The sequence below is a fragment of the Burkholderia cepacia genome (assembly GCF_001039005.1).
Classification (GTDB): Bacteria; Pseudomonadota; Gammaproteobacteria; order Burkholderiales; family Burkholderiaceae; genus Burkholderia; species Burkholderia theae.
The window spans coordinates 1-20,146 of sequence record NZ_LDWR01000003.1 but is presented as its reverse complement, the minus strand read 5'-3'; the positions used below and the strand labels follow the sequence as shown (position 1 = coordinate 20,146).

The following is a 20,146-nucleotide window of genomic DNA, read 5'->3' as shown; positions in this document are numbered from 1 at the left end:
CGAATCCTTAACGAAACGTTAAGCACGCGGCATCGCGCGCGGGCGGTCGTCGTGTTCGTCGGCCGGCGCATGGCGCGGCGACGATCCGGCCGCGTCCGCCGACGGCAGCGCGATCACGACGCCGAGGCCTTGACCGCCGATGCCCGGCTCGAACTGCACGGTGCCGCCGAAGTATTGCGCGATGCGCTTGACGATCGACAGTCCGAGCCCGCTGCCGGGCGACTGCGCGCCGCTGCCGCGATAGAAGCGATCGCCGAGCCGTTCGTGCTCGCCGGGGGCGACGCCCGGCCCGTCGTCGCGCACGACGATGCGTTGCAGCGCGCCGTCGTCGTGCACGCCGAGTTCGATGCGGCCGCCCGGCCGGCCGTACTTGACGGCGTTGTCGACGAGATTGTCGAGCAGGATGCCGAGCAGGATCGGATCGGCATCGATCGACCGTTCGGATGCAGTGCCGGCCACGAGGTCGATGGCCTTGTCCGACGCTTTCGCGAGATGGCGATCGATGGCGGCGTCGACGAGTTCGCGAACGACGACGGCGCGCGTCGGAATGCGTTCGTATTCGTCGAGCCGCGCGAGCAGCAGCAACTGTTCGGCGAGCCGCGCGCTGCGGTCGACGCCTTGCACGACGCGCTGCATCGCGAGCTGCTTGCGCGCCGGATCGTCGGTCGCGATCGCCACCTGGGCCTGAACCTTGATCGCGGCCAGCGGGGTCTTGAGTTCGTGCGCCGCGTCGGACGTGAAGGCGCGCTCGCGCACGATCGATTGCCGCAGCCTCGCCAGCAGGCGGTCGATCGCGTCGACCAGCGTGCGCACTTCGTCCGGCACGGTGGCGACGTCGAGCGGTTCGAGCGATCGCGCATCGCGTGCGCCGATCTGCGTCGACAATGTCTTCAACGGCGCGAGACTGCGTCCGATCATGTACCAGAGGAGCAGTGCCAGCACCGGGAGCGCGACGATCAGCGGCAAGACGATGCCGCGCGCGATGCCGGTCGCCAGATCGCTGCGCGTGTTGACCGTTTCCATCACGCGGATCCAGCGCCCCGACGCGCTGTCGCGCAGCGTGTGCGTGCGCCATTGCGCGTCGCCGATGACGATCGTCCAGGGGGCACCGCGCGGTTCGCGTGCATCGGGCAGGCCGGCGGCGTCGGCCGGCAGGCTCGACGCGATGACATGGTTCTGCGCGTCGCGCACCTCGAACAGCACGTCGCGCGGCAGGCGATCGCCGTCGTTGTTGGCGGGGCGCGATCCTGAAGCGCCGAGCGCGAGTTCGACGCGTGCGTCGGGCGGAAAGCGGGCGAGGCGGGCGAGGTCGGTCGGCGAGAGACCGACGAGCAGCGATGCATACTCGACGAGGCGCGCGTCTTCCCATTCGCCGATCTCGCGCGTGGCGTGCCGGAAGCCGCCGAACACGGCGACGATCCAGACGACGGTGACGCAGCCGAGCGCCATCGCCGACACGCGGCGGCGTATCGAGCGCGAGATCATGGTGTGTCGACGACGTAACCGATGCCCCGGACGGTGCGGATCAATTCCGCGCCGAGCTTTTTGCGCAGGTTCGAAATATGGACCTCGATCGCGTTGCTCTCGATGCCTTCCTGCCACCCGTACAGGCCGTCCTCGAGACGCGCGCGCGACTGGGGCGTGCCCGGGTGGCTGACGAGCTGAACCAGGATGGCCCATTCCCGCGACGTGAGCGCGATGCGCGCTGCATCGCGTGTCACCGTATGGGTGGTCAGGTCGATCGTGATGTCGCGCCAGACGATCTCGTCGCCGGCGCGGCCCTGCGAGCGTCGCACCAGCGCGCGACAGCGGGCGAGCACTTCGGACAGCTCGAACGGTTTCGCGAGATAGTCGTCGGCGCCATCGTCGAGGCCGCGGACGCGGTCGGCGACGGTGCCGCGCGCGGTCAGCACCAGCACGGGGACCGTGTCGCCCGCATCGCGCAACGCACGCAGCAGTTCCGTGCCGGATTTTCCGGGCAGGCCGAGATCGAGCACGACGAGCGCGAAGCGGGTCGACGCGAGCGCCGCGGCGGCCGCGTGGCCGTCGCGCAGCCAGTCGACGTGATAGCCGGCCTGGCTCAGGCTGATCTCGAGGCCGCTGCCGATCAGATCGTCGTCTTCAACAAGGAGGAGTCGCATGGTCGATTCGCGTGCAGGTGTCTGCGATTGTACGAGCCCCACTGTGCGTGCCATGCAACGGATTGTAATTGAGCGGTCTCGAGCATCGAGCGATTCTGAAGAACGCTTAAGGTTCGCTGCCGGCATTCCCGCTACTATCGGCCACACCATTTCTCCCCCTGATCCCGATCCGGGTTTGCCGCGTCCGTCACGGACCGCGCACTGGCCCACGAATCCGCGACCCTTCAGTTTGATTTCAGATCGATTCGGGTCGCCTGCACGGGAGGTTCATTCTTGATGGCACCCTCGACGATCGAGCGATGGCGCGCCCACCTGCTGATCGCCGCGCTGGCCGGCATGCTGATTCAATGTCTCGTGCTGGTGTCGTTGCTCGCGTTGCGCGTACCCGAAGCGTTTTTCACCACGATGACATTTCGCGTATGGACCGTCGTCGCGGTCGCGACCGCGATCCTTTCGGCCCGCAAGCTTGCCGATGCGGCGTTCAGGGCCGCGCTCGCGTGCGGATACGTGCGCATGACAGGAATCGATCGCCGCACGGTAGTCGTGTCATCTGATTGCGCGTATCGTCGCTTGGTCGTCCTTCACATCCGGCTCAACGGGAATCGATACGGCAGCGTGCACGGGTGAGCCCGCGTGCGTGCGGCCGTCCCGGGCATAACGGCCGTACGGGTCACCACTGGGGAGAAGCATGGTTTTGCTGCATGTGCTGCGCGCGCTGGCCGGGGTAATGTCGATCGTCTGCGGATTGGGCGTGTTGCTGGGCATTGCATACACGGTCACGGCCAGTGTGCTGGTCGGCAGGTTCTTTTCCCGGGCGGCGGCGGAGCCGCGCGACTATCCGGGCGTCACCGTCGCGAAGCCGCTGCACGGCGACGAATGGCATCTCGTACACCATCTCGAAAGCTTCTTCGTCCAGAATTATCCGGGGCCGGTCCAGCACCTGTTCGGCGTGCACGATGCGGGCGACGCGGCGCTCGCGGCCGTCGAGGCGCTGCGTGCGCGCTACCCGGACGCGAACATCAAGGTCGTCGCCGATGCGCGACTGTACGGGCCGAACCGCAAGATCGCCAATCTCGTGAACATGCTCGAACACGCGGAGTATTCGGTGCTCTGTCTGGCCGACAGCGACGTGGTGGTCGAGCGCGATTATTTGCGCGCCGTCGTCGGCGCGCTACAGCAGCCGGATGTCGGCATCGTGACGAGCGTGTATCGCGGCATCGCATCGCCGGGCTTCTGGCCCGGTGTCGCCGTCGCGATGACCAACTACCATTTCCTGCCCGGCGTGATTACCGGGCTCTTTCTCGGGCGCGCGCGTCCGTGCTTTGGCCAGACGATTGCGTTCACGCGCGCGACGCTCGAACGCATCGGCGGGCTCACGCGTTTCGCGCATCACCTGGCCGAGGATCACGCGCTCGGCGAAGCGGTGCGGCAGGTGGGCGCGCAGGTCGTCATTCCGCCATTCGTGGTCGGGCATGCGTGTGTCGAGGAGACCTTCGCCAAGCTGTACGCACACGAATTGCGCTGGAGCTGCACGATCCGCGCGGCGGACCGGCTCGGCCATGCCGGTTCGGTGCTGATGCACCCGCTGCCGCTCGCGCTGCTGGCGCTGCTGTTCTCCGGCGGCACGGCCGCGGCTTGCGCGCTGACGGTCGCGGCGCTCGCCGCGCGCGCGCTGCTGATGCTGCAAACGAGCCGTGCGACCGGCGCCGGCCTGCGCGGCGTGGCCTGGCTGCCGTTCGTCGATCTGCTGCAGTTCCTGATTTTCGTGTCGAGCTTCTTCTCGTCGCATGTCGTGTGGCGCGGCACGCGCTTTCGCGTCGACCGGGAAGGCCTGCTGTCGCCGGCGAGCGAATCATGACGATGGAAACGGACACCGACGCGGACCGACAGTCCGCCCGTCACGAGGCACGGCTGCGGCATGCGGGGCGTGCGGCCGCGCTGGGCGGGCTGGCGCTCGCCGTGTGGCTGATCTGGCGCGAGCATCCGCTGGAGATCCTGCACCGCCTGCAGATCGCCGGCGCCGGGCTGCTGCTCGCCGCGCTGGCCCACATCCTGCCGATGCTCGCGAATGCGTGGGACTGGCGGATGCTGATCCGCGGCCCGCGCCGCCCGTCGTTCGCGACGATGCTGAAGCTCGTCTGGATCCGCGAATCGATCAACGGGCTGTTGCCGGTCGCGCGGATCGGCGGCGAGATCGTGTCGTTCAGCCTGCTGCGGCAGGCGGGCGTGCGGCCGGCGACCGCCGTCGCCAGCCTCGTCGCCGACATGCAGCTGACGCTGATCAGCCAGCTGGTGTTCGCGCTGGTTGCGATTGCCTACGTGCTCGAACGCGTGTCGTCCGATGCCGCGCGGGTGGCCGCGAACCTCGCCATCGGCATGGCCGCGCTGGTGCCGGTGCTGCTGCTGTTCGCGCTGGTGCAGCATGCGCGGCCGTTCGAACGCGCGACGCGCGCGCTCAACCGCCTCACGAGCGGCAAGGTGGTGGCGCTGGTCGGCGAATCGGCGCGCACCGATCAGTCGATCCGGATGATCTGGAGAAAGACCGGCATCGTCGTGCGTTATCTCGCGATATGGCAGACGCTGCAGTTCATCGGCTATGCGCTGGAAATCTGGCTGGCGCTGTATTTCCTCGGCGCCGATCCGACCTTTGCGCAGGCGCTCGCGATAGAAGCGCTGATCCAGCTCGTCAGCAGCATCGCATTCCTGATGCCGGGTGGCCTGGGCGTGCAGGAGGGCGGGTTCGTGCTGATCGGCGGGCTGCTCGGGTTCGACCCGCCGACCTGTCTCGCATTGGCCGGCGCCCGCCGCGTGCGCGATCTGCTGTTCTATCTGCCGGGCTTGCTGGCGTGGCAGTGGGCGGCCGGTTCGCCGAACCGGCCGGGCGAAGCGAAACGTTCGTCGCTGCGCATCGGGGAATCCGCCCGGCCGCGCTGACGCGGCCCGGCGGCGCGTGAATCAGCGCCGTTCGTCCGCGATATGACTGCGGATCACGTCCGCGAACGACGTGTCGCCCTTCAGCCCGAGCGCTTCCGCGCGCGTCGTGTCCCACCGGCCCGGCCAGCTGCCGACGATCTTCTCGACACGCTCGTCGGGCGCATGGCGGATCAGCTTCACGACGTCGTCGCCTGCTACTTCGCGTAGTGCCGCGATCATCTCGTCGACCGACACCGACAGGCCGGGCAGGTTGATCACGCGCTTGTTGCCGAGCTTCGCGCTATCGATCTCGCAGCCCGCGACGAGCGCGTCGATCGCGCCGCGCGGCGACAGCAGCCACAGCCGCGTCGAACCCGGCACCGGGCACACGCTTTCCTCGCCGTTCAGCGGCTCGCGAATGATGCCGCTCGCGAACGACGACGCGGCCGCATTCGGGCGACCGGGCCGCACGCTGATCGTCGGCAGGCGCAGCACGCGGCCGTCGACGAAGCCGCGCCGCGCGTAATCGCACAGCAGCAGTTCGGCGATCGCCTTCTCGGCGCCGTACGACGATTGCGGGTTCAGCGCGGTATCGTCCTGCACGACGTCGGGCAGCGTGCCGCCGTAGACCGCGACGGAGCTTGTGAACACGACGCGCGGCTGGTGGCCGCGCGCGCGGCACACTTCGAGCAGCGTGCGCGATGCGTCGAGGTTGATCCGCATGCCGAGATCGAAATCGGCTTCGGCCTGCCCGCTGACGATTGCCGCGAGGTGGAAGATCGCGCCCGTCTGCGTGTCGATCGCGCTGTCGAGCACCGCGCGATCGGCGATGTCGCCGACGATCGTCGTCACGCGCGCGTCGCCGAAATCGCTGCCCTTCACGACGTCGAGCAGCACCAGCTCGTCGATCTTCGCGATCCGGCCGTCGGGCCCGGTCAGTTCGCCGCGCTCGAGCAGCTTGCGCGCGAGACGCTGGCCGAGAAAGCCGGCGCCGCCGGTGATCAGTACTTTCATGTTCTTTATCCTTACGTGAATTACAGGTACGGCTTGATCCAGCCGAGACCTTCGGACGTGCCGGCCTTCGGGCGGTATTCGCAGCCGATCCAGCCGTCGTAGCCAAGCGCGTCGATCAGCTCGAACAGATACGGGTAGTTGAGTTCGCCGAGATCCGGCTCGTGGCGCTCGGGCACGCCCGCGATCTGGATGTGGCCGATGCCCGCGAAATCGCGCTTGAGCTTCATCGCGAGATCGCCTTCGACGATCTGGCAGTGGTAGCAGTCGAACTGCACCTTCAGGTTCGGCGCGCCGACTTCCGCGCGGATCGCCTGCGCGTCGTCCTGGCGGCTCAGGAAATAGCCGGGCATGTCGCGCTGGTTGATCGGCTCGATCAGGATCGTGACGCCGTGCGCAGCGGCGGCCTGTGCCGCATGCCGCAGGTTCGACAGGTAGGTGTCGCGATGGCGCGCGCGGTCGGCGCCCGGCGCGACCATGCCGGCCATCACGTGCAGCTTCCGGTTGCCGAGCACGCGCGCATAGTCGAGCGCCTGGTCGATGCCGCGGCGGAACTCGTCCTCGCGGCCCGGCAGCGCCGCGATGCCGCGTTCGCCCGCGGCCCAGTCGCCGGGCGGCGCGTTGAACAGCGCCTGTTCGAGGTTGTGCGTGTCGAGGCGCGTGCGGATGTCCTCGGCGGCGAAGTCGTACGGGAACAGGTACTCGACGGCCTTGAAGCCGTCGTAGGCGGCAGCGGCGAAGCGTTCGAGGAACGCGTGCTCGTTGTACATCATCGAGAGGTTGGCGGCGAAGCGTGGCATGGCAGCGGGTCCTGTGAATGAATGGGGCGGGGCGGCAGGCGCCCCGCGTCGAATGGCGGCTCAGCGGTTCACGAGTTTCGCGGGCGTGAGCCACACGGCGATCGCGCCGATCACGAGCATGGCCGCCAGCACGTACATGCCGGACGACGTGCTGTGCGTGGCGTCCTTCAGGTAGCCGATCACGTACGGGCTCGCGAAACCGGCGAGGTTGCCGACCGAGTTGATGATGGCAATTCCGGCAGCGGCCGCGGAGCCCGCGAGGAACGCGGTTGGCAGCGACCAGAACAGCGGTGCGCAGGTCAGCACGCCGCCCGCCGCGAGCGACAGGAACACGATCGACACCGCTGTATTGTGCGAGTACGACGCGGCGACCGCAAACCCGACCGCGCCCATCAGCGCCGGCACGATCAGGTGCCAGCGGCGTTCGCGGCGCTTGTCCGCGCTGTGGCCGAACAGGTTCATCACGACGATCGCGACGAGGAACGGAATCGCGGACAGCAGGCCGATCTGCAGCGTATCGGTGATGCCGGTCGATTTCACGAGCGTCGGCATCCAGAACGTGAGCCCGTACTGGCCCGTGACGAACGCGAAGTAGATCAGCGACATCCACCACATGCGCGGGTCCGAGAACACGGCTTTCAGCGAATGGCCGTGCTTCCCCTGTTCCTGTGGCTGCGCGGCGATTTCGTCTTCGAGCAGCTGCTTCTCGCGCTCGTCGAGCCACTTCGCGCCGCGGATGCTGTTGTCGAGATACAGGATCGTCGCGATGCCGATGAGCACGGCCGGCACGGCCTCGATCATGAACATCCATTGCCAGCCGTGGAAACCCGAACCGCCGTGGAAGCGCTCCATGATCCAGCCCGACAGCGGGTTGCCGAAGATGCCCGACACGGGAATCGCGGACATGAACACCGCGATGATCTTCGCGCGGCGATGCGACGGGAACCAGTACGTGAGGTACAGGATCACGCCGGGATAAAAACCGGCTTCCGCGAGGCCGAGCAGGAAGCGCAGCACGTAGAACTGCGTCGGCGTCTTCACGAACGCGAACAACGCGGACAGCAGGCCCCACGTGATCATGATCCGCGCGATCCAGATGCGCGCGCCGAGGCGGTGCATCAGCAGGTTGCTCGGCAGTTCGAACAGGAAATAGCCGAGGAAGAAGATGCCCGCGCCGAGCCCGAACACGGTTTCGCTGAACGCGAGATCCTGCGACATCTGCAGCTTCGCGAAGCCGACGTTCACGCGATCGAGATATGCGACCACGTAGCAGAGCATCAGGAACGGCACGATGCGCCAGAACACTTTCTTGTAGGTGCGGTCGAGTTCGGCCGAGTGGGCGGGCGCGGCGGGCGAGCGGCTTGCGGCCGCGTCGAGAGCAGTCATCGTCGTCTCCATGAATATCGTGTGCCGGCGGCGCGTAGGCCGCCGGATCGTTTGTGTGTGCTGACGGAAGGGCCCGCGCACACGGCGGGCATGGGAATCGTTACGTGGCCGGCGTGCGACGTGCGCGGCGTTACCAGCGCGCGCCGAAGGTCTCGCGCAGTGCGTCGAGCGCCGCGTCGGAAAGCGGCTCGGGCTTCGGGTTCGTCATCAGCCACAGCCGTGCCGTTTCCTCGAGCTCCTCGAGCGCATACGACGCGTGCGACACCGAGGGCCCCCACATCACCGGGCCGAGGCGGTCGAGCAGTACGCCGCGCACCTGGTCGGCGAGCGCTGCGACCTCGGCCGCGACGTCAGGGTCGCCGGGGCGGCGATAACGGATCAGCGGAATATGGCCGACCTTCATCACGTAGTACGGCGTGATCGGTGGCAGCACGTCGGTGTCGCGCCATACGCCCGCGAGCGTCAGCGCGACGAGGTGCGTCGAATGCGTGTGGACGACGCCGTTTGCGTCGGCATTGCGCGCGTAGATGCCGCGATGCAGCGCGAGCGTCTTCGATGGCTTGCCGCCCGATACGGGCTGGCCGTCGATACCGACCTTCGCGATGTCGTTCGGGTCGAGCTGGCCGAGGCACGCGTCGGTCGGCGTGATCAGCCAGCCGTCGGGCAGGCGCGCGCTGATGTTGCCGGCGCTGCCGACCGCGTGGCCGCGTGCGTACAGGCTCGCGCCGACGACGCAGATTTCTTCGCGCAGTTTCGCTTCGTGGCTCATCGTGCGGCTCCGTCCAGCGCGCGCAGCGCCTTGTCGAAAAAGTCCGTCGTGCCGAAGTTGCCGGATTTCAGCGCGAGGCCGAGCGGCCACGCGTCGATGGTGAGCGTGGCCGGCACGCCCGGATCGATCTGCGCGCCGATCTGCAGCGACTTCACGTCGAGCGCCTGCACGACCGCGCCGGACGTTTCGCCGCCGGCGACGACGAACTTGCGCACGCCGAGGTCACGCAGGCCGCGCGCGATCGCCGCGAGCGTGCTTTCGACGAGATGGCCGGCCGCCTCGACGCCGAGCGCCTGCTGCACGGCCTTCACTTCGTCGGGCGTCGCAGTTGCGTAGATCAGCACGGGCTGCGGCAGGTGCGAGCGCGCAAAGGCCAGCGCCTGATCGACGACGGGCTCGCCGCGCGACGCCGCGAGCGGATCGATGCGGAAGCTCGGCCGCGTCGCGCGCCACGCGGCGACCTGCGCGTTGGTCGCTTTCGACGCGCTGCCGGCGAGCACGGCCGACAGCCCGTCGATACGCGGCAGCGCCGCCGCGTTGTCGCGCTCGGGCAGCAATTCCGCGCGGCGGAAATTCGCGGGCAGGCCGAGCGCGACGCCCGAGCCGCCGGTGACGAGCGGCAGGCCCGCGCATGCTTCGCCGAGTACGTAGAGATCGCGGTCCGACAGCGCGTCGGCGATCGCGAAGCGCGCGCCTTCCGCGCGCAGCTGGTCGATCCGTGCGCGGACGGCGGCCGCGCCCAGCGCGATCGTGTCGTAGCGGATCAGGCCGACCGGCGACTTCGTCTGGCGTTGCAGCACGCGCACGAGGTTTGCGTCCTTCATCGGCGTGAGCGGATGGTTCTCCATCCCCGATTCGTTCAGCAGCACGTCGCCGACGAACAGGTGGCCGCGATAGATCGTGCGGCCGTTCTCGGGGAATGCCGGGCACGCGATCGAGAAACCGCCGCCGGCCGCGTCGAGCAGCGCGTCGGCGACGGGCCCGATGTTGCCCGCGTCGGTCGAGTCGAACGTCGAGCAGTACTTGAAGAAGAACTGCCGGCACCCTTGCGCGCGCAACCATTCGTATGCGGCGAGCGATTGCGCGACGGCGTCGGCCGCGGGGATCGTGCGCGACTTCAGCGCGACGACGATCGCGTCGGCGTCGAGCGCGGCGCCGTCGGCGGGCACGCCGATCGTCTGCACGGTGCGCATGCCGCTCTTGACGAGCATGTTCGCGAGATCGGTCGCGCCGGTGAAATCGTCGGCGATGCAGCCGAGCAGGGGACGGGAAGCGGAAGCGGTCATGGCGGGAGCGTCGTTCGAATCAGCGGGCGGGCGGCAGCGTGATGCCGGGGAAAGTCTTGATCACGGCGGAATCGTCCTCGCCGCCGTGGCCGGCGCTCGACGCGCTCATGAACATCTGGTGCGCGGTGGCCGACAGCGGCAGCGGGAACTTGCTGCGGCGCGCGGTATCGAGTACGAGGCCGAGATCCTTCACGAAGATGTCGACGGCCGACAGCGGCGTGTAGTCGCCGTTCAGGATGTGCGGCACGCGGTTCTCGAACATCCACGAATTGCCGGCGCTGTGCGTGATCACGTCGTACAGCGCGTCGGCATCGACGCCTTCGCGCAGGCCCAGCGCCATCGCCTCGGCCGCCGCGGCGATATGCACGCCGGCCAGCAGCTGGTTGATGATCTTCACTTTCGAGCCGATGCCGTGCGCGTCGCCGAGGCGATAGACCTTGCCGGCGATCGCGGCGAGCACGTCCTCGCAGCCCGCGTACGCGGCGGCCGGGCCCGACGTCATCATCGTCATCTCGCCGGATGCCGCGCGCGCGGCGCCGCCCGACACGGGCGCATCGAGCATCTGCAGGCCGGCGGCCTCGATGCGCGCGCCGAGCGCGACCGCGAATTCGGGCGCGACCGTCGCGCTCGCGATCACGACGCCGCCCGGCTTCATCGCCGCGACCGCGCCGTGCTCGCCGAACAGCACCGTTTCGGTCTGCGCGGCATTGACGACGAGCGTGACGACGACGTCGCACTGCGCGCCGAGTTCGGCCGGCGTCGCGCAGGCCATGCCGCCTTCGGCGGCGAACGCCTGCAGCACGGTGTCGCGCACGTCGCACGCGTGCACGCGCAAGCCGGCGCGCAGCAGCGAGCGGGCGACGCCGAGGCCCATCGCGCCGAGGCCGATGACTCCAACATTTCGTGACATGGTCAACCTTGATCGATTCGGGGGAAGGTTCGGGACAACGGCGGCGCCGGGTTCGGCGGCCGCCGCCGGCTTCAGCAGATGCCGGCTTCCGCGAGACGGCGGGCGGCGTTGTACATGTGCGTGCGCGCCGCGTTGCGCGCCGCCATCGGGTCGCGCGTACGGATCGCGTCGGCGATCGCCGCGTGTTCCTCGCGCACCTGGCGCGAGAAGTCCTCGCGCGTCGCTTCGTTGCGCCGCGTGACCTTCACGCCCGCTTCGAGGTACTGGTTCAGGAACTGCAGCGTCTTCAGGAAATACGGGTTGCCGGTGACGGCCGCGATCGTCCGGTGGAACGCGACGTCTTCCGCGACGCCGTCGCGCCCTTCGGCCACCGCATCGTCGATCTTGCGCAGCGCGTCGTCGATGTCGGCCATGTCGTCGGCGGTGTGGTGCAGCGCGGCTTCGGCCGCGACTTCAGCCTCGATCGCGCGGCGCACCGCGAGCAGGTGCGGCAGCGAGCTCGCCTCGACCGCTTCCGCGTAGTCGATCCGCAGCGGCCGGATCGCGCCATGCTGGTTCACGAACACGCCGCTGCCCTGGCGCGGCTCGACCACGCCTTCGTTCTTCAGCCGCGAGATCGCCTCGCGGATCACGGTGCGGCTCACGCCGAATTCCTGCGCGAGCACGGCTTCGGTCGGCAGCTTGCCGCTGGCCGAGAAACTGCCGACTTCGATCTGCTTGAGCAGTTGCTGCGCGACATGGTCGCTCATCGCACGGGCGGGAATTTTCTCGAACATGACGCTCTGGTTTGTAAGGTGATGTGGTCATCATACAAATTTGAGTGTGCATCAGCATCCGGGATAACCCTCGGTTAACGGTGTGCAACGTCGGTCAAATCATCTGGTACCGGTTCCATTAACACCGAAACCGACGCGATCATGCGTCGTTCTACGGTCGATCGGAAAGGGGGGCAGGTGCCCACAGCCGTCAGTCGGCGATGTCCTCGACGGGGTCGGCCGCCGCATCCGGCGCGTCGCCGGCTTCCACGACTTCACCGCCGCGCTCGCGATAGGCCGCCGGCGGCACGCCGAACTGCTTGCGGAATTCGCGCCCGAGGTGCGACGCATCGGCGAACCCGCAACTCGACGCGATATCGGCGACGGTCCGGTCCGAACTCGTCAGCAGCCACGCGGCGGTGCGCAACCGCACCTGCTTCGCGAACGCCTGTGGGCTCTTGCCCGTCTCGGCCTTGAACAGCCGTTCGAGCTGCCGCGTCGACAGGTCGAGCTTGCACGCGAGCTCCTCGAGCGGCAGCGTGCGCCCGACATGCTGTTCCATCAGGAGAATCGCGCGCTTCACCTTCGGGTGCGTCGCCGGTTCGAGGCCCGGCGGATGCGGTTGCGGCGCATTGCCTTTCTGCATCTCGCCGACGAGCAGGATGCGCAGCGCCTTCTGCACGGTCGCGTGATCGAAATGGCGCAGCAGGATCGCGGCGGCGACGTCGATCGACGCGCGGCCGCCCGAACAGGTGATGCGGCGGCGGTCGATCACGAACAGCCGGTCGGCGATCAGGAGGTCCGGATCGGCGTTCGGAAAGCGTTCGATGAAATCCCAGTAGTGGAACCAGCTCACGCAGGTGCGGTAGCCGTCGAGCACGCCGGCGCGCATCAGCGTGAACACGCCGGTGCAGATGCCGACGACCGTCGCACCGCCTGCTGCCGCGCGGCGGATGAAGTCGAGCGTTTCAGCGCCGGCTTGCGGCCCCGAATGCAGCAATCCGCCGACCACGACCACGTAGTCGAACGGTTCGGCCGCGTCGAACGTTTCCCACGGCGTGATCTGGATCCCGCAACTCGCGCGCACCGGCGCGAGGGTCTCGCCGATCACGCTCCACGCGCAGCGCACGGGCTTGCTGTAGTCGCCGTCGTCGGCCGACAGCCGCAGCATGTCGACGAAGCCCGAGAAGGCCGTCAGCGTGAAGTTCGGCAGCAGCACGATGCCGAAGCGGATGCGCCGCGGCGCGGGTTCTGCGAGGGGGGAAGCGGGTACGTCGGGTGTCATCGCGGCCAATCTCGTCACGCCGGGCAGGCGGTCTCACTCGTTTCACTCTGTTTGCGGGTACGGCTGCCGGGGCGGCGCGGATGAAGCCAGCGTCGCCGATCGGCCCGGGCCGGACTTGTGGTTTTCCGTCGCGAACCATCGCCAAAACGCACTTTCGGGCCGGCCGGCACGGTGCTTGGCGGCGGTATCCCACGTCGATGCCGTTTTTGTTCTATCGGCCAATTTTACGCTTTGGTGTACTGGCGTCCAATCAACGTCACTCAACGCGTGAAAGCGCAAAGGCAGCCAGATGAACGTCAGCGCGTTCGACCTGTTCAAGGTCGGTATCGGCCCGTCCAGTTCGCATACGGTCGGCCCGATGATCGCCGCGTGCCGCTTCGCGTCGCACGTCGAGGACGCGAACCTGCTCGGCTTCGTGCGCCGCGTGCGGATCGAGCTGTACGGCTCGCTCGGCGCGACCGGCAAGGGCCACGGCACCGACAAGGCCGTGCTGCTCGGCCTCGAGGGCCACCTGCCCGACACGATCGATCCCGACCTGATCGAGCCGCGGCTCGCCGCGATCCGCGCGGAGAAGTCGCTGTCGCTGCTCGGCAAGCAGACGGTCCGCTTCGAGGAAAAGGAGCACATCGGCTTCTATCGCAAGCTGATGAGCGGCACGAGCATCGTGCACCCGAACGGGATGCGCTTCCAGGCGTTCGACGAACACGGCCAGCTGCTGGTCGAGAAAGAGTATTACTCGGTCGGCGGCGGTTTCGTCGTGAACCGCGACGGCGATCGCGTGAACGGCGTGCGCGCGGCGGTCGAGGTGCCTTATCCGTTCCGCACCGGCGACGACCTGATGCGGCAGTGCCGCGAACACGGGCTGTCGATCGCCGAGCTGATGCTGCACAACGAATCCGCGCTGCGCCCCGCCGACGAAGTGCGCGCCGGGCTGCTCGCGATCTGGCGCACGATGGCCGCATGCGTCGAGCGCGGCTGCAAGGTCGAGGGCGAGCTGCCGGGCCCGATGCGCGTGAAGCGCCGCGCGGCCGAGCTGAACGGCCGCCTGCGCGCGCGTTCGGAAGAGTCGCTGCGCGACCCGCTGTCGATGCTCGACTGGGTCAACCTGTACGCGATGGCCGTCAACGAGGAGAACGCGGCGGGCGGGCGCGTCGTGACCGCGCCGACCAATGGCGCGGCCGGCGTGATTCCCGCGGTGCTGCACTACTACGTGAAATTCGTGCCGGGCTCGAACGAAGCCGGCATCGTCGAATTCCTGCTGACGGCCGCGGCGATCGGAATCATCTACAAGGAAACCGCGTCGATCTCCGGCGCGGAAGTCGGCTGCCAGGGCGAAGTGGGCGTCGCGTGCTCGATGGCCGCCGCGGCACTCGCGGCCGTGATGGGCGGCACGCCCGACCAGGTCGAGAACGCGGCCGAGATCGGCATGGAGCACAACCTCGGGATGACCTGCGACCCCGTCGGCGGGCTCGTGCAGATCCCGTGCATCGAACGCAACGCGATGGGCGCGATCAAGGCGCTGAACGCGTCGCGCATGGCGCTCAAGGGCAACGGCCAGCACTACGTGTCGCTCGATTCCGTGATCAAGACGATGCGCGAGACCGGCGCCGACATGAAGACGAAATACAAGGAAACGTCACGCGGCGGTCTCGCCGTGAACGTCATCGAATGCTAACGAAGGGTCAATCATCATGAGCCGCTACTCGATATTCAGCCTGTTCCGCAACGGCCTCTCGTATCACGAGAACTGGGAAAAGCAGTGGAAGAGCCCGGAACCGAAGAAGGAATACGACGTCGTGATCGTCGGCGGCGGCGGCCACGGCCTCGCGACCGCGTACTACCTCGCGAAGGAACACGGGATCACGAACGTCGCGATCCTCGAGAAAGGCTGGATCGGCGGCGGCAACACCGCGCGCAACACGACGATCGTGCGCTCGAACTATCTGTGGGACGAATCGGCCGCGCTGTACGAGAAGGCGATGAAGCTGTGGGAAGGGCTGTCGCAGGACCTGAACTACAACGTGATGTTCAGCCAGCGCGGCGTGATGAACCTCGCGCACACGCTTCAGGACGTGCGCGACACCGAGCGCCGCGTGAACGCGAACCGGCTGAACGGTGTCGACGCCGAGTTCCTGACGCCCGAGCAGATCAAGGAAATCGAGCCGACCATCAACCTGAACAGCCGCTACCCGGTGCTCGGCGCATCGATCCAGCGCCGCGCGGGCGTCGCGCGTCACGATGCGGTGGCCTGGGGTTTCGCGCGCGGCGCGGACCGCGCGGGCGTCGACATCATCCAGAACTGCCAGGTGACGGGCATTCGCCGTGAAGGCGGCGCGGTGGTCGGCGTCGACACGGTGAAGGGCTTCATCAAGGCGAAGAAGGTCGCGGTGGTCGCGGCCGGCAACACGACGACGCTCGCCGACATGGCCGGCGTGCGCCTGCCGATCGAGAGCCACCCGCTGCAGGCGCTGGTGTCCGAGCCGATCAAGCCGGTCGTCAACTCGGTGATCATGTCGAACGCGGTGCACGCGTACATCAGCCAGTCCGACAAGGGCGACCTCGTGATCGGCGCGGGCATCGACCAGTACACGGGCTTCGGCCAGCGCGGCAGCTTCCACATCATCGAAAGCACGCTGCAGGCGATCGTCGAGATGTTCCCGGTGTTCTCGCGCGTGCGGATGAACCGCCAGTGGGGCGGCATCGTCGACGTGTCGCCGGACGCGTGCCCGATCATCACCAAGACCGACGTGAAGGGCCTGTATTTCAACTGCGGCTGGGGCACCGGCGGCTTCAAGGCGACGCCCGGCTCGGGCTGGGTGTTCGCGCACACGATCGCCCGCGACGAACCGCATCCGCTGAACGCACCGTTCGCGCTCGACCGCTTCTACACGGGCCACCTGATCGACGAGCACGGCGCTGCCGCCGTGGCGCACTAACCCGACCATTGGAGAAAGAAACATGTTGCTGATCGAATGTCCGTGGTGCGGGCCGCGCGCCGAATCCGAGTTCTCGTGCGGCGGCGAAGCCGACATCGTGCGCCCGGTCAATAACGAGAACATGACCGACCGCGAGTGGGGCGAATACGTGTTCATGCGCGAGAACAAGCGCGGGCTGCACAAGGAGCAATGGCTGCATGCGCAGGGTTGCCGCCGCTGGTTCAAGGCCACGCGCGACACGGTGACCTACGATATCAAGGGCTACGAAACGTTCGGTGGGGCTGCCATCAGTGGCGCAGCCGCCGGCAACGCACACGAAGAGGGCACGAGCAAATGAGCCAGAAAGACCGTCTCGGCACCGGTGGCCGCATCAATCGCGCGATTCCGTTGACGTTCACGTTCAACGGCCGCACGTACCAGGGCTTCCAGGGCGACACGCTCGCGTCCGCGCTGCTCGCGAACGGCGTGCACTTCGTCGCGCGCAGCTTCAAGTACCACCGCCCGCGCGGGATCGTGACGGCGGACGTCGCGGAACCGAATGCCGTCGTGCAGCTCGAATCGGGCCCGTACACCGTGCCGAACGCGCGCGCGACCGAAATCGAGCTGTACCAGGGGCTCGTCGCGACGAGCGTGAACGCCGAGCCGACGCTCGAGAACGACAAGTACGCGATCAACCAGAAGTTCTCGCGCTTCATGCCGGCCGGGTTCTATTACAAGACCTTCATGTGGCCGCGCAACATGTGGCCGAAGTACGAAGAGAAGATCCGCGAGGCGGCCGGTCTCGGCAAGGCTCCTGAAGTGCTCGACGCCGATCGCTACGACAAGTGCTACGCGCATTGCGACGTGCTCGTCGTCGGCGGCGGCCCGTCGGGTCTCGCGGCCGCGCATGCGGCGGCCGTGGCCGGTGCGCGCGTGATCCTCGTCGACGACCAGCGCGAGCTCGGCGGCAGCCTGCTGTCGTGCCGCGCCGAGATCGACGCGAAGCCCGCGCTGCAGTGGGTCGAGAAAATCGAGGCCGAGTTGCGCAAGCTGCCCGACGTGACGATCCTGTCGCGCAGCACCGCGTTCGGCTACCAGGACCACAACCTCGTGACGGTCACGCAGCGCCTGACCGATCACCTGCCCGTGTCGATGCGCAAGGGCACGCGCGAGTTGCTGTGGAAGGTCCGCGCGAAGCGCGTGATCCTCGCGACCGGTGCGCACGAGCGTCCGATCGTGTTCGGCAACAACGACCTGCCGGGCGTGATGCTCGCGTCCGCGGTGTCCACGTACGTGCATCGCTTCGGCGTGCTGCCGGGCCGCAACGCGGTCGTGTTCACGAACAACGACCGCGCGTACCAGACCGCGCTCGACCTGAAGGCGTGCGGCGCGAAGGTGACGGTCGTCGATTCGCGCGCGTCGTCGAACGGCGCACTGCCGGCCGCTGCGAAGCGGCAGGGCGTGACGGTGATGAGCGGCGCGGTCGTGACGGTCGCAGCGGGCAAGTGGCGCGTATCGTCGGTCGACGTCGCGTCGATCACCAACGGCCAGGTGGGCGGCAAGCTGCAGTCGCTGCCGTGCGACCTCGTCGCGATGTCGGGCGGCTTCAGCCCCGTGCTGCACCTGTTCGCGCAATCGGGCGGCAAGGCCTGCTGGAACGACGAGAAGGCATGCTTCCTGCCGGGCAAGCCGGTGCAGGCGGAAGCGAGCATCGGTGCGGCGGCGGGCGAATTCGGCCTCGCACGTGCGCTGCGGCTCGCGGTCGATGCGGGCGCGGAAGCGGCGAAGGCGGCGGGCTTCACGGCCGCGCAGCGCCCGGTCGCGCCGCAGGTCGCCGAAACCGTCGAAGGCGCACTGCAACCGTTGTGGCTCGTCGGCAGCCGCGAGGCCGCCGCACGCGGGCCGAAGCAGTTCGTCGACTTCCAGAACGACGTGGCGGCCGCCGACATCCTGCTCGCCGCGCGCGAAGGCTTCGAATCGGTCGAGCACGTGAAGCGCTACACGGCGATGGGTTTCGGCACCGACCAGGGCAAGCTCGGCAACATCAACGGGATGGCGATCCTCGCGCAGGCGCTCGGCAAGACGATTCCGGAAACGGGCACGACGACGTTCCGCCCGAACTACACGCCGGTGACGTTCGGCGCGTTCGCGGGCCGCGAGCTCGGCGATTTCCTCGACCCGATCCGCAAGACCTGCGTGCATGAATGGCACGTCGAGCACGGCGCGCTGTTCGAGGACGTCGGCAACTGGAAGCGGCCGTGGTATTTCCCCAAGAACGGCGAGGATCTCCATGCGGCCGTGAAGCGCGAATGCCTCGCGGTGCGCAACAGCGTCGGCATCCTCGACGCATCGACGCTCGGCAAGATCGACATCCAGGGCCCCGACGCGGTCAAGCTGCTGAACTGGATGTACACGAACCCGTGGAACAAGCTCGAAATCGGCAAGTGCCGCTACGGGCTGATGCTCGACGAGAACGGGATGGTGTTCGACGACGGCGTGACGGTGCGCCTCGCCGACCAGCATTTCATGATGACGACCACGACGGGCGGCGCGGCGCGCGTGCTCACGTGGCTCGAACGCTGGCTGCAGACCGAATGGCCCGACATGAAGGTGCGGCTGTCGTCCGTCACCGATCACTGGGCGACGTTCGCGGTGGTCGGCCCGAAGAGCCGCAAGGTCGTGCAGAAGGTGTGCCAGGACATCGACTTCGGCAACGAAGCGTTCCCGTTCATGAGCTACCGGAACGGCACCGTTGCGGGTGCGAAGGCGCGCGTGATGCGGATCAGCTTCTCGGGCGAGCTGGCCTATGAAGTGAACGTGCCGGCGAATGCGGGCCGCGCGGTGTGGGAAGCGCTGATGGCCGCGGGTGCCGAGTTCGACATCACGCCGTACGGCACCGAGACGATGCACGTGCTGCGCGCGGAGAAGGGCTACATCATCGTCGGGCAGGACACCGACGGTTCGGTCACGCCTTACGACCTCGGGATGGGTGGGCTCGTCGCGAAGTCGAAGGACTTCCTCGGCAAGCGTTCGCTGGCGCGCTCGGACACCGCGAAGGAAGGCCGCAAGCAGTTCGTCGGCCTGCTGACCGAGGACGAGCAGGTCGTGCTGCCGGAAGGCGCGCAGATCGTCGCGAAGGACACGCAGGTGTCGGCGGTCGATCCGACGCCGATGATCGGCCACGTGACGTCGAGCTACTACAGCCCGATCCTGAAGCGCTCGATCGCGCTTGCGGTGGTGAAGGGCGGCCTGAACAAGATGGGCGAGAGCGTCGTGATTCCGCTGGCCAACGGCAAGCGCATCACCGCGAAGATCTCGAGCCCGGTTTTCTACGATACCGAAGGGGTGCGCCAGCATGTGGAATGAAACGAGAAACCAGACGCAGGTGGCGGGCGCGGGCGGCGTGACGCTTGAATCGCCGTTCGTTGGCGCGGCCGACGTGCTGAAGACGCACCAGGCACGCGCGTCGAAGAAGTTCGCGCTGCGCGAGCGGCCGTTCCTCGATCTCGTCAACGTGCGCGGCGAGTTGAGCGATCCGGCGTTCGTCGCCGCGTTCGAGCGCGTGGTCGGCTGCCGGCCGCCCGCGGAGCCGAACACGATCGTGCGCGGTGCCGAGTACGACGTGCTGTGGCTCGGCCCCGACGAATGGCTCGTGCGCTCGAACGGCCCCGTGCAGGCCGGCGTGCTCGAGGCCAGGCTCGCGGAGGCCGTGCAGGGTTCGTATGCGGCGGCCGTCGACGTCGGCAGCGGTTATACGGTGGTCGAGATCAGCGGCGAACGCGTGCGCGACGTACTTGCACGCGGCTGCCCGCTCGATTTCCATCCGCGTGCGTTCAAGCCGGGCCAGTGCGCGCAGTCGCACTACTTCAAGACGTCGATCGTGCTGATCCCGACCGGCGACGATGCGTTCGAGATCGTCCTGCGCCGCAGCTTCGCCGACTACTTCGTGCGCATCATGCTCGATGCGGCCGCGCC

General features: G+C 67.8%; 18 protein-coding genes. 8 read left to right on the top strand and 10 right to left on the bottom strand.

Features of this window, described 5'->3' with window-relative positions; translation table 11 throughout:
- Positions 1–18: 18 nt before the first annotated feature.
- Positions 19–1,485, bottom strand: a complete 1,467-nt coding sequence (locus VL15_RS00955) for an ATP-binding protein (RefSeq protein WP_048242609.1) — start codon at positions 1,483–1,485, stop codon at positions 19–21.
- A complete protein-coding gene (locus tag VL15_RS00950) occupies positions 1,482–2,141 on the bottom strand; it encodes a response regulator (RefSeq protein ID WP_048242608.1) in 660 nt (219 codons plus the stop codon). Before VL15_RS00950 ends, VL15_RS00955 begins: the two co-directional genes overlap by 4 nt.
- 276 nt (positions 2,142–2,417) lie before the next feature.
- Here VL15_RS00950 and VL15_RS00945 point away from each other — a divergent pair, with 276 nt between their 5' ends.
- From VL15_RS00945 to VL15_RS00935, 3 genes are all read left to right on the top strand, one after another.
- A complete protein-coding gene (locus VL15_RS00945) occupies positions 2,418–2,768 on the top strand; it encodes a hypothetical protein (RefSeq protein WP_048242607.1) in 351 nt (116 codons plus the stop codon).
- A gap of 61 nt (positions 2,769–2,829) precedes the next feature.
- The gene (gene hpnI / locus VL15_RS00940; RefSeq protein ID WP_080970669.1) at positions 2,830–3,999 is read left to right on the top strand and encodes a bacteriohopanetetrol glucosamine biosynthesis glycosyltransferase HpnI; all 1,170 of its coding nucleotides are present in this window, start codon (positions 2,830–2,832) and stop codon (positions 3,997–3,999) included.
- Positions 3,996–5,075, top strand: a complete 1,080-nt coding sequence (locus VL15_RS00935) for a lysylphosphatidylglycerol synthase domain-containing protein (protein ID WP_048242606.1) — start codon at positions 3,996–3,998, stop codon at positions 5,073–5,075. Before hpnI ends, VL15_RS00935 begins: the two co-directional genes overlap by 4 nt.
- Before the next feature lie 21 nt (positions 5,076–5,096).
- Here the strand turns inward: VL15_RS00935 and denD are convergent, their stop codons facing one another.
- The 8 genes from denD to VL15_RS00895 form a co-directional block, all read right to left on the bottom strand.
- On the bottom strand, positions 5,097–6,068 hold the full coding sequence (denD, locus tag VL15_RS00930; protein ID WP_048242604.1) for a D-erythronate dehydrogenase: 972 nt from the start codon (positions 6,066–6,068) through the stop codon (positions 5,097–5,099).
- Between the two features lie 20 nt (positions 6,069–6,088).
- Complete coding sequence (gene otnI, locus VL15_RS00925; RefSeq protein WP_048242603.1) at positions 6,089–6,865, bottom strand: 2-oxo-tetronate isomerase; 777 nt, start codon at positions 6,863–6,865, stop codon at positions 6,089–6,091.
- 60 nt (positions 6,866–6,925) lie between these two features.
- Positions 6,926–8,251, bottom strand: coding sequence for an MFS transporter (locus VL15_RS00920; protein ID WP_048242623.1), 1,326 nt, complete (start codon positions 8,249–8,251; stop codon positions 6,926–6,928).
- Positions 8,252–8,381: 130 nt separating this feature from the next.
- Complete coding sequence (locus VL15_RS00915) at positions 8,382–9,020, bottom strand: aldolase (protein ID WP_048242602.1); 639 nt, start codon at positions 9,018–9,020, stop codon at positions 8,382–8,384.
- Complete coding sequence (gene otnK, locus VL15_RS00910) at positions 9,017–10,306, bottom strand: 3-oxo-tetronate kinase (protein ID WP_048242601.1); 1,290 nt, start codon at positions 10,304–10,306, stop codon at positions 9,017–9,019. Before otnK ends, VL15_RS00915 begins: the two co-directional genes overlap by 4 nt.
- A gap of 19 nt (positions 10,307–10,325) precedes the next feature.
- Positions 10,326–11,216, bottom strand: a complete 891-nt coding sequence (gene ltnD, locus VL15_RS00905) for an L-threonate dehydrogenase (protein WP_048242600.1) — start codon at positions 11,214–11,216, stop codon at positions 10,326–10,328.
- 71 nt (positions 11,217–11,287) lie between these two features.
- On the bottom strand, positions 11,288–11,992 hold the full coding sequence (locus tag VL15_RS00900) for a FadR/GntR family transcriptional regulator (RefSeq protein WP_048242599.1): 705 nt from the start codon (positions 11,990–11,992) through the stop codon (positions 11,288–11,290).
- A 190-nt stretch (positions 11,993–12,182) separates the two neighbouring features.
- Entirely contained in the window at positions 12,183–13,256 is a 1,074-nt protein-coding gene (locus tag VL15_RS00895; RefSeq protein ID WP_048242622.1) for a GlxA family transcriptional regulator, read from the bottom strand.
- A 289-nt stretch (positions 13,257–13,545) separates the two neighbouring features.
- Between VL15_RS00895 and VL15_RS00890 the strand changes: the two genes are divergently transcribed.
- The 5 genes from VL15_RS00890 to VL15_RS00870 all read left to right on the top strand — a co-directional run.
- The gene (locus VL15_RS00890; RefSeq protein ID WP_048242598.1) at positions 13,546–14,931 is read left to right on the top strand and encodes an L-serine ammonia-lyase; all 1,386 of its coding nucleotides are present in this window, start codon (positions 13,546–13,548) and stop codon (positions 14,929–14,931) included.
- Between the two features lie 16 nt (positions 14,932–14,947).
- Positions 14,948–16,192, top strand: a complete 1,245-nt coding sequence (locus tag VL15_RS00885; RefSeq protein ID WP_048242597.1) for a sarcosine oxidase subunit beta family protein — start codon at positions 14,948–14,950, stop codon at positions 16,190–16,192.
- 22 nt (positions 16,193–16,214) lie between these two features.
- Positions 16,215–16,529: a sarcosine oxidase subunit delta gene (locus VL15_RS00880; protein ID WP_048242596.1), complete on the top strand. Its 315-nt coding sequence runs from the start codon at positions 16,215–16,217 to the stop codon at positions 16,527–16,529.
- Positions 16,526–19,537: a sarcosine oxidase subunit alpha family protein gene (locus tag VL15_RS00875; RefSeq protein ID WP_048242594.1), complete on the top strand. Its 3,012-nt coding sequence runs from the start codon at positions 16,526–16,528 to the stop codon at positions 19,535–19,537. Before VL15_RS00880 ends, VL15_RS00875 begins: the two co-directional genes overlap by 4 nt.
- Positions 19,527–20,146 (top strand): sarcosine oxidase subunit gamma (locus VL15_RS00870; protein ID WP_048242592.1); only part of this gene is annotated, 620 nt, incomplete at its 3' end. The genes VL15_RS00875 and VL15_RS00870, both read left to right, overlap by 11 nt.

Coding starts and splice junctions, on each gene's coding strand:
- VL15_RS00955 (WP_048242609.1), bottom strand. CDS start 1,485: ATGATCTCGCGCTCGATACGCCGCCGCGTGTCGGCGATGGCGCTCGGC.
- VL15_RS00950 (WP_048242608.1), bottom strand. CDS start 2,141: ATGCGACTCCTCCTTGTTGAAGACGACGATCTGATCGGCAGCGGCCTC.
- VL15_RS00945 (WP_048242607.1), top strand. CDS start 2,418: ATGGCACCCTCGACGATCGAGCGATGGCGCGCCCACCTGCTGATCGCC.
- hpnI (WP_080970669.1), top strand. CDS start 2,830: ATGGTTTTGCTGCATGTGCTGCGCGCGCTGGCCGGGGTAATGTCGATC.
- VL15_RS00935 (WP_048242606.1), top strand. CDS start 3,996: ATGACGATGGAAACGGACACCGACGCGGACCGACAGTCCGCCCGTCAC.
- denD (WP_048242604.1), bottom strand. CDS start 6,068: ATGAAAGTACTGATCACCGGCGGCGCCGGCTTTCTCGGCCAGCGTCTC.
- otnI (WP_048242603.1), bottom strand. CDS start 6,865: ATGCCACGCTTCGCCGCCAACCTCTCGATGATGTACAACGAGCACGCG.
- VL15_RS00920 (WP_048242623.1), bottom strand. CDS start 8,251: ATGACTGCTCTCGACGCGGCCGCAAGCCGCTCGCCCGCCGCGCCCGCC.
- VL15_RS00915 (WP_048242602.1), bottom strand. CDS start 9,020: ATGAGCCACGAAGCGAAACTGCGCGAAGAAATCTGCGTCGTCGGCGCG.
- otnK (WP_048242601.1), bottom strand. CDS start 10,306: ATGACCGCTTCCGCTTCCCGTCCCCTGCTCGGCTGCATCGCCGACGAT.
- ltnD (WP_048242600.1), bottom strand. CDS start 11,216: ATGTCACGAAATGTTGGAGTCATCGGCCTCGGCGCGATGGGCCTCGGC.
- VL15_RS00900 (WP_048242599.1), bottom strand. CDS start 11,992: ATGTTCGAGAAAATTCCCGCCCGTGCGATGAGCGACCATGTCGCGCAG.
- VL15_RS00895 (WP_048242622.1), bottom strand. CDS start 13,256: ATGACACCCGACGTACCCGCTTCCCCCCTCGCAGAACCCGCGCCGCGG.
- VL15_RS00890 (WP_048242598.1), top strand. CDS start 13,546: ATGAACGTCAGCGCGTTCGACCTGTTCAAGGTCGGTATCGGCCCGTCC.
- VL15_RS00885 (WP_048242597.1), top strand. CDS start 14,948: ATGAGCCGCTACTCGATATTCAGCCTGTTCCGCAACGGCCTCTCGTAT.
- VL15_RS00880 (WP_048242596.1), top strand. CDS start 16,215: ATGTTGCTGATCGAATGTCCGTGGTGCGGGCCGCGCGCCGAATCCGAG.
- VL15_RS00875 (WP_048242594.1), top strand. CDS start 16,526: ATGAGCCAGAAAGACCGTCTCGGCACCGGTGGCCGCATCAATCGCGCG.